The organism is Microbispora catharanthi, from assembly GCF_006334915.2.
GTDB lineage: Bacteria > Actinomycetota > Actinomycetes > Streptosporangiales > Streptosporangiaceae > Microbispora > Microbispora catharanthi.
Genome location: NZ_VDMA02000011.1, coordinates 21,933 through 34,681, shown reverse-complemented (window position 1 = coordinate 34,681; position 12,749 = coordinate 21,933). Strand labels below are relative to the sequence as shown.

General features: G+C 72.5%; 13 protein-coding genes and 1 tRNA gene. 4 read left to right on the top strand and 10 right to left on the bottom strand.

The genetic code is table 11. From position 1 onward, the window contains the following. Positions 1–30: 30 nt before the first annotated feature. Positions 31–1,125: a carboxylate-amine ligase gene (locus FH610_RS21060; RefSeq protein ID WP_139576248.1), complete on the bottom strand. Its 1,095-nt coding sequence runs from the start codon at positions 1,123–1,125 to the stop codon at positions 31–33. Between the two features lie 145 nt (positions 1,126–1,270). On the opposite strand from FH610_RS21060, the gene FH610_RS21055 reads away from it, so the two are divergent. Beyond that, positions 1,271–2,656: a Dyp-type peroxidase gene (locus FH610_RS21055; RefSeq protein ID WP_139576247.1), complete on the top strand. Its 1,386-nt coding sequence runs from the start codon at positions 1,271–1,273 to the stop codon at positions 2,654–2,656. A gap of 16 nt (positions 2,657–2,672) precedes the next feature. Here the strand turns inward: FH610_RS21055 and FH610_RS21050 are convergent, their stop codons facing one another. The 5 genes from FH610_RS21050 to FH610_RS21030 all read right to left on the bottom strand — a co-directional run bounded on the left by FH610_RS21050 (position 2,673) and on the right by FH610_RS21030 (position 4,864). After that, positions 2,673–2,909, bottom strand: a complete 237-nt coding sequence (locus tag FH610_RS21050; RefSeq protein WP_139576246.1) for a hypothetical protein — start codon at positions 2,907–2,909, stop codon at positions 2,673–2,675. Between the two features lie 72 nt (positions 2,910–2,981). Next, positions 2,982–3,054 (bottom strand) — tRNA-Ala (locus FH610_RS21045). Between the two features lie 91 nt (positions 3,055–3,145). Next, on the bottom strand, positions 3,146–3,781 hold the full coding sequence (locus FH610_RS21040; RefSeq protein ID WP_139576245.1) for a histidine phosphatase family protein: 636 nt from the start codon (positions 3,779–3,781) through the stop codon (positions 3,146–3,148). A gap of 25 nt (positions 3,782–3,806) precedes the next feature. Beyond that, complete coding sequence (gene rsfS, locus FH610_RS21035; protein ID WP_139576244.1) at positions 3,807–4,211, bottom strand: ribosome silencing factor; 405 nt, start codon at positions 4,209–4,211, stop codon at positions 3,807–3,809. A 131-nt stretch (positions 4,212–4,342) separates the two neighbouring features. After that, positions 4,343–4,864 (bottom strand): ArsR/SmtB family transcription factor, encoded by a 522-nt coding sequence (locus FH610_RS21030; protein WP_139576243.1) that lies wholly within the window; start codon positions 4,862–4,864, stop codon positions 4,343–4,345. 70 nt (positions 4,865–4,934) lie between these two features. Between FH610_RS21030 and FH610_RS21025 the strand changes: the two genes are divergently transcribed. Further along, positions 4,935–6,131, top strand: a complete 1,197-nt coding sequence (locus FH610_RS21025) for an MFS transporter (protein WP_139576242.1) — start codon at positions 4,935–4,937, stop codon at positions 6,129–6,131. Here FH610_RS21025 and nadD read toward each other — a convergent pair. Continuing rightward, positions 6,094–6,705, bottom strand: coding sequence for a nicotinate-nucleotide adenylyltransferase (gene nadD / locus FH610_RS21020; protein WP_139576241.1), 612 nt, complete (start codon positions 6,703–6,705; stop codon positions 6,094–6,096). The two genes, FH610_RS21025 and nadD, sit on opposite strands and share 38 nt — an antisense overlap. A gap of 113 nt (positions 6,706–6,818) precedes the next feature. On the opposite strand from nadD, the gene FH610_RS21015 reads away from it, so the two are divergent. Then, positions 6,819–7,829 (top strand): M48 family metallopeptidase, encoded by a 1,011-nt coding sequence (locus FH610_RS21015; RefSeq protein WP_396781339.1) that lies wholly within the window; start codon positions 6,819–6,821, stop codon positions 7,827–7,829. Positions 7,830–7,893: 64 nt separating this feature from the next. Here FH610_RS21015 and FH610_RS21010 read toward each other — a convergent pair whose 3' ends face one another. Then, entirely contained in the window at positions 7,894–9,480 is a 1,587-nt protein-coding gene (locus FH610_RS21010; RefSeq protein ID WP_139576239.1) for a serine/threonine-protein kinase, read from the bottom strand. A 165-nt stretch (positions 9,481–9,645) separates the two neighbouring features. On the opposite strand from FH610_RS21010, the gene FH610_RS21005 reads away from it, so the two are divergent. After that, a complete protein-coding gene (locus FH610_RS21005; RefSeq protein ID WP_161628042.1) occupies positions 9,646–10,320 on the top strand; it encodes a LuxR C-terminal-related transcriptional regulator in 675 nt (224 codons plus the stop codon). A gap of 3 nt (positions 10,321–10,323) precedes the next feature. Here the strand turns inward: FH610_RS21005 and FH610_RS21000 are convergent, their stop codons facing one another. Beyond that, positions 10,324–11,580 carry a glutamate-5-semialdehyde dehydrogenase gene (locus FH610_RS21000; protein ID WP_139576237.1) on the bottom strand — a complete coding sequence of 419 codons (1,257 nt, stop codon included), beginning with the start codon at positions 11,578–11,580 and terminating at the stop codon, positions 10,324–10,326. Between the two features lie 14 nt (positions 11,581–11,594). After that, positions 11,595–12,725 (bottom strand): glutamate 5-kinase, encoded by a 1,131-nt coding sequence (proB, locus tag FH610_RS20995; protein WP_240809100.1) that lies wholly within the window; start codon positions 12,723–12,725, stop codon positions 11,595–11,597. Positions 12,726–12,749 lie beyond the last annotated feature (24 nt).

Here is a 12,749-nt window from a genome sequence, read left to right as displayed (position 1 = left end):
GCCCGCACGCCCGCCCTGCCGCACGGCCTCCTAACGCTGCCGGGTCTCCGCGAGCAGCAGGTCGACCGCGTCCTCCGGCTTCCCGTTGACCGCGTACGCCCCCCGCTGGCGCGAGGCGGAGCTGCCCCGGCGCAGCGCCGCGTCGGCGAGCTCCGAGACGATCTCCCAGTCGCCCAGCTCCTCCAGGGTCGGCCGCAGTTCCTCGAGCATCCCGGTGATGAGCCGCGGGGCCGGCTCGGGCCTGCTCGTCACCGGTGACAGCAGGTCGCCCTCGAGCCCGTCGCGGGCGGCCCGCCAGTTGGCGGCCCGCAGCAGCGCCAGGCGCTGCTCGCCGACCGGCGGCTCGCCCCGCTCCACGGCCTCCGTCTCCCTCGTCATGAGGGCGCGGAAGAGACCGGCGAGCAGCACCACGTCGTCCGCGAGCGGGCAGGAGTCGCAGATGCGCATCTCCACCGTCGGCACGTGGGCGCTCAACCGCAGGTCGAAGTAGACCATGCCCCGGTCCTCGATGACGCCGGAGGCGACCAGGTCCTCGGCCGTCCTGTCATACTCGGCGGCGTCGGCGAACGGGCCGAGCGGACCCGCCGTCGGCCAGCGCTGCCAGGTCAGCGCCCGGCTGCTGGCATACCCGCTGTCCTCGTCCATCCAGTAGGGCGAGCTGGCGCTGAGCGCGAGAAGCGGGGGGAGCCACGCCTCCACGCGCTGGGCGGCGAGCACGGCCACGTCCCTGTCGTCGATCTCCACGTGCACCTGCGCCCCGCAGATGAGCTGCTCCTGGGCGAGGAACCGGTAGGACTCCGACAGGTACTCGTAGCGCTCCCCCGGGGTGAACGTGTAGCCCTCGATGCCGGTGATCGGGGTCGTGCCGGAGGCGATCACGCCCACCCCCAGCGGCTCACCGGCCGACACGAGCGCCTGGCGCAGCCGCACGATCTCGGCCCGCACGTCGCCCAGGTCCTCCATAGGGGTGCTGTTGGTCTCCACCACCGAACGCTGCAGTTCGGCCGCGAACCCCTCGTCCGGCAGCCGCTCCAGCATCGACTCCGCCAGCGGCGTCAGCCGCCGGGTCTCGAGATCGACGACAAGGAACTCCTCTTCAACGCCGACAGGCCGTCTCTTCGTCATGACCGGTCACTACCCCGATGGTGCGGAATAGGCCTGACCTGGTCCGTTCTCGTCCGGGCAAAGTCGGAGCGCCCCGAACCTTTTCCGTGGATGATGACTCATATCGGTGGGGGTCCGACATTTCCACTACGGGGAAGGATTCGACATGCCAGTCGACCTGTCCAACGGCAAACCGCTCGCATGGGACTCGGCGAAACTCGACGCCGACACCAAGGCGATGCTCGACAACCTGCAGCCGAACATCCTGCAGGCGCACGTACGGGAAAACATGTCCCTGCTGCTCGTGCACTTCGGCGACGGCCCGGACGGCAGACGCTTCCTGCGCTCCCTCGTGCCGCTCATGAAATCGGCCAGGAAGCACCTGGAGGAGGTCCGCGACTTCAACCGCGCCAAGAAACCCGGCACGCCGTACGTGGGCGTCGGAATCAGCAAAATCGGCTATCTGAAACTGGGTGACTCCACCAGCAAATTCACCGACAACGCGTTCAAGTCGGGGATGAAACGGCGCAAGGACACGTTGAGCGATCCGGCGGTCGGCGCCTGGGAGAAGCACTACCAGGAGGAGATCCACGCGATCGTGCTGATCGGCGACGCCACGCCCGAACCGGTTGCCGCCACCCGCGAGCGCGTCCTCGCGCTGCTGCCGAAGACCGCGAAGATCGTCGGCGAGGAGAAGGGCGAGGGCCTGCGCGACGCCCAGGGCCGGGGCATCGAGCACTTCGGCTACGTGGACGGCCGCAGCCAGCCGCTGTTCCTCGCCGACCAGGTGGCCGCCGAGTCCGGCACCAACTGGAACCCGTTCTTCCCGCTGAGCCACGTGCTCGTCCCCGACCCCCTCGCTCCCCACCCGAGCCGGCACTTCGGCAGCTATCTCGTCCTGCGCAAGCTGGAGCAGAACGTCCGCGCGTTCCGCGAGGCCGAGGAGACTCTCGCCGACGCGCTCGGCCTGAAGGGGGACGACCGGCCGCTCGCGGGCGCGATGCTGGTGGGCCGGTTCCGCAACGGCACCCCGCTGCGGCTGCACGGCAAGCCGAGCTCCGAGGGCCACCCGGTGCAGAACGACTTCAGCTACCGCGACGACCCCGGGGCCAAGTGCCCGGTCAGCGCGCACATCCGCAAGGCCAACCCCCGCGACTCGCGGGACGGCGGCCTGGAGCGCGCACTCGGCGTGATGATGGCCCGGCGCGGCCAGACGTACGGCAGGCGCACCGACAAGCCGTGGGACGACGCGCCCGCGACGACCCGGCCGACCGGCGGGGTGGGCCTGCTGTTCATGGCGTTCAACTCCAGCCTGCAGGGCCAGTTCGAGTTCACCCAGCAGACCTGGGCCGACAACGCCGATTTCCCGGCCGGGGACACCGGCCACGACCCCGTGATCGGCCAGGGCAAGCGGGACGTCAAGGTGCGCTACCCGACGGCGTGGGGCAGCGCGAAGCTCAGCGCCCCCCAGCGCCAGGTCCCCCAGACCGTGACGATGAAGGGCGGCGAGTACTTCTTCATGCCGTCGCTCGCCTACCTCAAGAGCCTGTGATCCTCCGACGCCCGCGTCAGGCACGGGAGCGGCCGACGTAGACGTTCCGGGCCCGGTAGTAGGTGCTCGCGCTCGGGCCCGGAGAGCCGGACGAGCCCTCCATCTGGTCGACCCCGGTCAGCCAGAAGGCCGGCCAGGTCCCCCGGGCCGACGGCGCCTGGAAGTCGCCCTTGGGCGCCCGAGTGGTAGTGGATCGCCGGGTGCGGGTTCGCGGTGCTGATGCCCTGTCCCAGGTGATCCTGGTGGCGGTCAACGTCCGCGCCGCGGCCCTGAGCGGGGCCGTAGGTCATGCGAGAGACGCGCGTGAAGGTTCCAGCCGTGTGGGTGGAGCTATGGGGACTCGAACCCCAGACCCCCTCCATGCCATGGAGGTGCGCTACCAGCTGCGCTATAGCCCCTTGCCACCGCCCCGGGTGTTCCCGGCGCGGCGCTCGGAGAGCATATAGGTATGCCCATCCGTTTACCTAATCGTCACCGGCCTCACGCGTCTCAGCCGTCGGCGGTGGCGGCGGGGCTGTCGTCGCTGCTGATCGGCTCGGGGAGCGTCCCCGCGTTGTGCTCCAGCAGGCGCCAGCCGCGGCGGCCCTCCTCCAGCACCGACCACGAGCAGTTGCCCAGGCTGCCGAGCGCCGACCACAGCTCCTGCGGCAGCCCGAGCAGACGACAGATGCCGAGCCGCAGCGCGGCCCCGTGCGAGGCGACCACCAGCAGGCCGTCCTCGTCGAGGCGGGACGCCCAGCGCCCGACGGCGTCGGCCACGCGGTCGGCGACGTGCGCCACGTCCTCGCCGCCCGGGGCCTCCCACGCCTCGTACTCGACCGGCCAGCCCGCCCTGATCTCGTCGCGGGTCAGGCCCTCCCACTCGCCGCCGCCGCGCTCGCGCAGGTCCTTGTCCACGGCCACGTCGAGGCTGGTGAGCCGGCCGAGGGCCGAGGCCGTGTCGTACGCGCGCCGCAGGTCCGAGGAGACGAGCATGGTCGGCCGCAGGGCCGCGAGCAGAGAGGCCGCCCGGGCCGCCTGCGCGATGCCGGTCTCGTCCAATGCGATGTCGGTGTGCCCCTGGAAGCGCTTCTCGACGTTCCAGAGCGTCTGCCCGTGCCGCAGGCAGACGACGCGACGGCTCATCGCGCCGCCCCGATGATGGCGTTCGTCACCGGGCCGCTCCGTGCCCGCGCTGCTCGGCGACCCGCTTGACGCTCTCCGGCAGCTCGATGGACGGGCAGTCCTTCCACAGGCGCTCCAGCGCGTAGAAGTTGCGGTCCTCCTCGTGCTGCACGTGCACCACGATGTCGAGGTAGTCGAGCAGGACCCAGCGGCCCTCCCGCTCGCCCTCACGGCGTACGGGCTTGGCGTCGGCCTCCACGCGCATGCGCTCCTCGATCTCGTCGACGACCGCGCGGACCTGCCGGTCGTTGGACGCGGAGCAGAGAAGGAAGGCGTCGGTGATGACGAGCTGGTCGCTCACGTCATAGGCGATGATGTCGTCGGCCAGCTTCTCGGCGGCGGCCTCGGCCGCCACCCGCACGAGCTGGATCGATCTCTCGGATGCTGTCACGATTCGGTTCTGTCCTCCGTTGACGGGTTCTTCCAGGGTGCACAGTCCGCGTGTCCCGTACAACCGGCTTTCCCGGGGAGACCCTACCGGCACACCCTGTCGATTCCGGTGTTATGCCCGGGATCAGGAGTTCAACGTCCTTCAGAGCCCGTGGATTCCGTCAGGGGAAAGGCGGCGACAGTGGCGCCGACCGGGATCGTCCCTGGCGTACGGGGGGTCGCGGCGCCCTCGTGCAGGTCGACGATCGCGGCGAAAATCCTGCTGCGGACGTCGTGCCACAGCTCGGGCTCGACCCACAGCTCGGCGTCGGCCGTCACCCCCTCCTCGCCCGCGCGCCGCCGCCCGGCCCGCTCGCGCAGCGACCGCGCCAGCGCCTCGGCCAGCAGCGGGAAGCCGTCCCGCTGCTCGGTCAGCGGCGTGCCCCCCGCCGCCCGGTAGCGGCGCTCCCGGCCGCCGCGCCTGACTCGTACGTCGGCCAGCTCGGCCAGCCCGGCGTCGTCCAGGCAGCGCAGGTGATGGCTGGCGAGGGCGTGTGAGATGCCCAGTTCGCGGGACAACTCGGCCGCCGACATGGGCGCGCCCCACATCAGCGAGAGCATGCGCAGCCGCACCGGATGCGCGAGTGCCCTGAGCCTGGGATCCGCCTCCGCCATGGCGGAAAGTTAACACCATCACAACCCCCAAGCATTGACTTGGGGGTTGGCTGCCGCAAAGATCCCCGGCATGAGAGCCGCCCTCGCCGACCGCAACGCCCGCCGTTACCTGAGCGCCGTCGCGGTCTCCGGTTTCGGCACCACGGCCATGTCCCTGGTCGCGGGCATCTGGGTGAAGTCGCTGACCGGCTCCGACAGCCTCGCCGGCCTCACCGCGTTCTGCTTCTGGGCGCCGACGGCGGCCGGGCCCGCGCTCGGCGCGGCGGTCGACGTCCTCGGCGCCCGGCCCGTGCTCGTCTGGACCAACGTCGTGATGGGGGCGGCGCTCTGCCTGCTCTTCCTGGTCCGCTCCCCCGCGCAGGTCTGGCTGCTGTTCGCGGTGCTCCTGCTGTACGGCGTGAGCTTCGTCGTGCTCGACGCGGCGGAGGCGGCCGTCCTGCCCGCCGCCGTGCCGGAGGCGATGCTGGCCGAGGTCAACGGGCTGCGCATGAGCGCGTCGGAGGGCACCCGCCTCGCCGCGCCCCTGCTGGGCGCCGGGCTGTTCGCCGCCGCGGGCGGCGACGCGGTGGTCGCGCTCGACGCGGCCACCTTCGCGGCCGGCGCCTGGCTGCTCGGCACGCTGCGCCTCCCGGCCGGCTCCGCACGGCCCGCCCGCGTGGCGCGCGGCTGGGCGGCCCGGACGGCGGAGGGGGCGCGCTTCCTGCTCCGCGACCCGCTCCTGCGCCGCCTCACGCTGTCCGGGGCGGCGCTGATGCTGGTCTCCGGCGTCAACGGCGCGGTCGTCTTCGCCGTGGTCGACCACGGTCTGCACCGGGAGCCGGGCTTCACCGGCGTGCTGTCCGCGGTCCAGGGCGGCGGCACGGTCCTCGGCGGCCTGATCGCGGGGCCGCTGCTGCGCCGGACCGGCGAGGCGCGGCTGTCCACCGCCGGAGGGCTCCTCTTCGCCGCCTCGGTGGCACTGCGCGCCGTCCCCTGGGAGCCCGTCGTGACGGCGGCGAGCCTGCTGTCGGGGCTGGGGCTGCCCTGGGTGCTGGTCGCCGCCTTCACCGCCGTACAGCGGATCGTGCCGCACGACCTGCTGGCCACCGTGTCCGCGACCGCCAACACCGTGCTGTTCGTCCCGACCGCAGTGGGGATGGCGCTCGGCGCCGGGCTCCTCGCCCTGGCCTCCTACCGTCCGGTGCTGTACGCGGCGGCGCTCGCCGGCGTGCTCGCCGCGGGCGTGGGGGTCAGCTTTCCGGGTCGTGGTAGAGGCCGCGCTTGTTGATGTACTGCACGATGCCGTCGGGGACCAGATACCAGATGGGCTCCCCGGCGGCCACCCGGTCGCGGCACTCGGAGGAGGAGATCGCCAGGGCCGGGATCTCGATCAGGCTGACCTTGCCCGCGGGCAGGCCGGGGTCCTGGAGCGTGTGGCCGGGCCGCGTGCAGCCGACGAAGTGCGCGATGGTGAAAAGCTCGTCGACGTCGCGCCAGCCCAGGATCTGCGCGAGCGCGTCGGCGCCGGTGATGAAGTACAGCTCCACGTCCGGGCCGTACGCGGCGGCGATGTCACGAAGCGTGTCGATCGTGTATGTGGGGCCGGGCCGGTCGATGTCCACCCGGCTGACCGAGAAGCGGGGGTTCGACGCGGTGGCGATCACCGTCATCAGGTAGCGGTCCTCGGACGAGGACACGTTCTGCTCGGCCTTCTGCCATGGCCGGCCGGTCGGGACGAACACCACCTCGTCCAGGTTGAAGTGGTGGGCCACCTCGCTGGCCGCCACCAGGTGGCCGTGGTGGATCGGGTCGAAGGTCCCGCCCATCACGCCCAGTCGCCGGATCGCCGTCCCGTTACGCATGAAACGGACGATAACGCGCCTATCGGACCACACCGGAAACCGGCCCTCCCGTGACGGCCAGGGCTCCCCCGACGTCCGCGCGCGTCCGGCCCGTGAGACATAGCATGCGGAACATGACCACTCCCGATCGCAATCGCGTGCAGCTGCCCGGCATCAGCTCGCGAGCCTACGAACACCCCGCCGACCGTTCCGCGCTCGTCGCGATGCGTTCGCTCTCCGGATTCGACGCGGTGCTCAAGCGCACGTCCGGCCTGTTCAGCGAGCGCCGGCTCCGCCTGATGTTCCTGGCCTCCGCGGTGCGCACGACCGACACCCAGTTCCGCGCCCTGCACGACATGGGCCGCGACAGCGCCTACATCCTCGACCTGCACCGCATCCCCGAGATCTACGTGCAGCAGGACCCGAAGGCGTACGCGATGGCGATCGGTTTCGACGAGCCGTTCATCATCGTCTCGACGGGGCTGCTCGACCTCATGGACGACGAGGAGCTGCGCTTCGTCATCGGCCACGAGACCTCGCACATCCTGTCGGGCCACGCCGTCTACGGCACGATGCTCGCGATCCTGACCCGCCTGGCCACCCGGGTGGCCTGGATTCCGCTCGGCTACATCGGTCTGCGGGTCATCGTCGCCGCCCTGGAGGAATGGCAGCGCAAGGCGGAGATGTCCGCCGACCGCGGCGGCCTGCTCGCCGGACAGGACCCCGACGCCGCGCTGCGGGCGCTCATGAAGCTCGCCGGCGGCTCCCGCCTGCACGAGATGAACATCGAGGCGTTCCTCGACCAGGCCAGGGAGTACGACACCGCGGGCGACGTGCGCGACGGCCTGCTCAAGGTCCTCAACATGCTCGGCACGACCCACCCGTTCGCGGTGACCCGCGTCGCCGAACTCGACCGCTGGCGTCGCAGCGGAGAGTACGACCGGATCATCGGCGGCACCTACCCGCGCCGCGAGGACGACGCGAACGCCAGCATCACCGAAGAGATCAAGGCGGCGGCCAACTCCTACCGCGAGTCGTGGGCGCAGTCGCAGGACCCCTTCATCGGCGTGCTGCGCGACGTCGCCGAGGGCGCGGTCAACGCCGGCGAGCGCATCTTCAACCGTTTCGCCCGGCGCGAGAACTGAGCCGCCAGAACTGGGCCGCCAGAATTGAGCCGGCAGGATTGAGCACCGGGTCAGCCCGGCAGCGCTAGAAGAAGAAGGCCACGGCGCGGACGGCTGCGGCGCAGAGCGCGACGAAGCCGCCCAGGACGGCGAGCGCGCGCAGGCCCTCCCGCCGCAGGCCGGGGATGGCCGCTCCCGCGCGCTCGATCTCCCGCCCGTTGATCGCGCCACTGACGACGCCGAACGCCACGCCGGCGATCGTGACGGGCACCGGCTGAGACCACCACTCGGGCTCCAGGCGTCCCCCGGAGCCCACCCACAGCGCCGCGAACGCCGCCGCGGCGGCGGGCAGCCCCGGCCACGCGACGGCAGACAGCAGCGAACCGGCCAGCGTGAGCGGGAACGCCAGCGCGCGCAGGCAGGCGCGGGCACGGCCGGGTTTGCGGCTCCGCACGAGCCAGTGGCTGGTCCACACGGCTCTGATCACCACCGCGAGGGCCGCCGTGATCGCGAAGGTGGCGAGCGGGTAGACCACCGACGCCACCACGCACGGAACGGCGAGCAGCGCGACCAGGACCAGGGCCGCGTTCCCGGTCGGGATGCCGAGCGCCCCTTCCGCCCCCTCCGGTGCGGTGGTGAGGGCCGTGGCCGCCCTCACCCGCCGGGGGCGAGCGGCGGAGCCGGGGCCGCCGCGCCGGGCGGCCCGCTCGGCCGCCGTCGCCGGTTCCCGCGTCGTCGTCTCGGCGCCCTTCCTGACCGGCTTGTCCTCCGTCTTGACGGCCTTCCTGGTCACCGGCTTCGCGTCGGCCGCGGCACGCGCCCGGGCCGCCTCCGCGGGCGTACGCGTGGCGGTCTCGGCGACGGACGCCTCCCCGGCGGCCCGCGCGAGCCGGGACAGGCGGTCGGCCAGCAACGCGGCGGTCGGGCGGCGGGCGGGGTCGCGATGCAGGGCGGCGCGGACGAGCGGCAGCAGGGCGGCCGGCACCCCCACCAGGTCGGCCTTGCCGTTCAGCACCGCGTACATCTGGGACTCGGCGGTGCCCCGGCCGAAGGTCGGCCGTCCGGTGGCGGCGAACGCCACCGTGGCGGCCCAGCCGTGGATGTCGGCGGGCTCCCCCACGGTCTCGTCCGCGAAGACCTCGGGAGCGCAGTAGCCGGGCGTGCCGAGGAACGTACCGGTCACCGTGACCCGCGTCGCGTCGAGCACCTGGGCGATGCCGAAGTCGATCAGCACCGGCCCGTCCTCGCCCAGCAGGACGTTGGCCGGCTTGACGTCGCGATGCACGACCCCGCCCGCGTGGATGATCGCCAGAGCCGCCGCGAGGCCCTGCGCCAGCGTGATGAGCCGGGACTCCGGCAGCGGCCCGCCACGCCGTACGCCGTCGAGGAGGTTCTCCCCCTCGATGTACTCCATGACGAGGTACGGCCGGTCGCCGGACAGGTCGGCGTCGAGCACCTGGGCGACGTACGGGCTCTCGACCCGGCGCAGCGCCCGCACCTCGCGTTCGAGCCTTAATCGGGCGTCGGGATCGTTCTCGATGGGGTCGCGGAGCATCTTCACCGCGACGCGGTCGCCCCGGCGGCCGACGGCGAGGTACACCTCACCCATGCCACCCCGGCCCAGCCGCTCCAGCAGCGCGTAGGGGCCGACCCGCCCGAGACGTCCAGCCATAGGAGCGCCAACCATAGCGGCCCGGCAGCCCGAATAGGCGGAGGCGCGCCGTTCCAATCGCACATAAGCCGATGCCAACCGGCCCACAAGCACACCAGGGCAGTCTGTTCATCGACAATGCGGCCGGACCGCCGGCCCGCGCTGACACCGGCGAGACGAAGACAGATGACGATGACTGACTCCTCCGGCGCGATCACCGTCGTGGTCGCCGACGATCACCCACTGTACGTCGAGGGGATCCGGTCTGCCCTGAAGCAGGAAGCCGCACAGGCGGCCGGCATCTCCGTCGTCGGCACCGCCTGCGACGACCTCGACGCCCTGCGCCTGTGCGTACGGCTGTCGCCGCAGGTGCTGCTGGCCGACCTGGCGATGCTGGGCGCGCTCGGCTCCCTGCGCCGCCGCTGCCCCGCCGTACGGATGCTCGCGCTGGGCGCCGACGACGGCGAGACGGGCTTCACGAGCGCGCTGCGCGCCGGCGCGCACGGCTACCTGCTGAAGGGATCGGGGCCCGCGGAGATCGCGGCGGCGGTCCGGTCCGTGGCGCTCGGGCAGGTGGTCTTCGGCGGCGGGCTGGCGCCCCGGCTCCTCGACCGTCTCACCACGCCGCAGGCCCGCAGCCCGTTCCCCGGCCTCACCCAGCGGGAGCACGAGATCCTGGAGCGGCTGGCCGACGGCAGGTCCAACGCCGAGATCGCCCGCGAGCTGTGCCTGGCCACCAAGACCGTGCGCAACCACGTGAGCAACGTGCTGACGAAGCTGGCCGCGCCCAGCCGGGTGGACGCGGCCCTGCGGGCCAGGGACGCGGGCCTCGGCTCGCGTCCCGTGCTCACCCGCGTCTGACGGTCACACCCGTACGTGGCCCTCGCCGGTGTAGATCCACTTGGTGGAGGTGAGCTCCGGCAGCCCCATGGGGCCCCGGGCGTGCAGCTTCTGGGTGGAGATGCCGATCTCCGCCCCGAAGCCGAACTCCCCGCCGTCGGTGAACCGGGTCGAGGCGTTCACCGCGACCGCCGCCGAGTCCACGGTCGCCACGAACCTGCGGGCGGCCTGCTGGGAGCGGGTCACGATGGCGTCGGTGTGGGCCGAGCCATACCTGCGGATGTGCGCGACCGCGTCGTCCAGCGAGTCGACGACGGCGGCGGCGATGTCGAGCGAGAGGTACTCCGTGGTGAAGTCCTCCTCGGTGGCGGCCACGACGTCGGCGCCGTAGGCCCGCACGCGCTCGTCCCCGTGGACGGTCACCCCCGCGTCCTTCAGCGCCGTCAGCGCCTTGGGGACGAACTCGTCGGCGACGGCGGCGTGCACGAGGAGCGTCTCGGCCGCGTTGCACACCGAGGGCCGCTGTGCCTTGGCGTTCACCAGGATCTTCAGGGCGGTGTCGATGTCGGCGTCGGCGTCCACGTACACGTGGCAGTTGCCCACCCCTGTCTCGATCACCGGCACGGTCGACTCCTCGACCACGCTGTTGATCAGCGAGGCGCCGCCGCGCGGGATCAGCACGTCCACCAGCCCGCGGGCGCGCATCAGGTGCTTGACCGACTCGCGGGTCTGGCCCGGCACGAGCTGCACGGCGTCCGCCGGCACCTCGGTCGCCGCCAGCGCCTCCTGCATGACCCGCACCAGCGCGGCGTTGGAGGAGTACGCGCTGGACGACCCCCGCAGCAGCACGCCGTTGCCGCTCTTGAGGCAGAGCGCGGCCGCGTCCACGGTCACGTTGGGCCGGCCCTCGTAGATGATGCCGATGACGCCGAGGGGCACCCGCACCTGACGCAGCTCCAGGCCGTTGGGCAGCGTGCCGCCGCGCACGACCTCGCCGACCGGGTCGGGCAGGTCGGCCACCTGGCGGACGGCCGCCGCGATCTTGGCGATCCGGCCCGCGTCGAGCCGCAGCCGGTCGATCATCGCTTCGGAGGTGCCGTTCTCCCTGGCCCGGTCCACGTCCGCGGCGTTGGCCGCGACGATCTCGTCCGTGGCCGCCTCCAGGGCGTCGGCCACGGCGCGCAGCGCCGCGTCCTTCGGCGCGCGCGGCATCGGCGCGAGCACCGTCGCGGCGTCCCTCGCCGCCCGCGCGACCTTCAGAAATTCCTCTGCCTCAGACATTGCCTCGCGCTCCGTCACTTGTGGTGGTGGACAGGCTCCAATATCACGATGTCGTCCCGGTGGATCAGCTCGCGCTCGTACTCCGGGCCGAGTGTGCTGGCCAGCTCCCGGGTGGAGCGGCCGAGCAGGTCGGGGACCTCCCCCGCGTCGTAGTTGACCAGACCGCGGGCGACGACGGCGCCCGACGGCGCACACAGGTCGACCGGGTCGCCCGCGGCGAAGTCGCCCTCGACCTTCACGACGCCCGCGGGCAGCAGCGACTTGCGCCGATCGACCACGGCCTCGACCGCGCCCGTGTCCAGGTGCAGGCGGCCCCGGCCGGTCGTCGCGTGGGCCAGCCACAGCAGCCGGGTGCCGGGGTGGCGGCCTCCCGGGTGGAAGCAGGTGCCGATGTCGGCACCGGCGAGCGCCTGCGCCGCGTGCGCCGCCGCCGTGAGCACGACCGGGACGCCCGCCCCGGTGGCGATGCGGGCCGCCTCCACCTTGGTGATCATGCCGCCGGTGCCGACCCGGCCGGAGCTGCCCAGCTCGACGCCCTCCAGGTCCTCAGGCCCCCGGACCTCGGCGATCCGCTGGGCGCCGTCCTTGCGCGGGTCGCCGTCGTACAAGGCGTCGACGTCCGACAGCAGCACCATGCCGTCGGCGTGCGTGAGGTGGGCCACCAGCGCCGCGAGCCGGTCGTTGTCGCCGAACCGGATCTCGTCGGTGGCCACCGTGTCGTTCTCGTTGACCACGGGGACGATGCCGAGCTCGAGCAGCCGGGCCAGCGTCCGCTGGGCGTTGCGGTGGTGCGAGCGGCGCATCATGTCGTCGGCCGTCAGCAGCACCTGCCCCACGCGCAGGCCATACCTGGCGAAGGACGAGGTGTAGCGGGCGACCAGCACGCCCTGCCCGACCGAGGCGGCCGCCTGCTGGGTGGCCAGGTCCTTGGGCCGGTCGCGCAGCCCTAACGGCCCGAGTCCGGCGGCGATCGCGCCGGACGACACGAGCACGATCTGCGTGCCGGCCGTGCGCCGGGCCGCCAGCACGTCGACCAGCGCGTCCACCCGGTCGACGTCGATCGTGCCCCGGGACGTCGTCAGCGACGACGACCCCACCTTGACCACCAGCCGCGCGGCCTCGCGGATCCGCTCCCTGCCTGTCACGCCATCTCCCACTCCGGCCCCCCG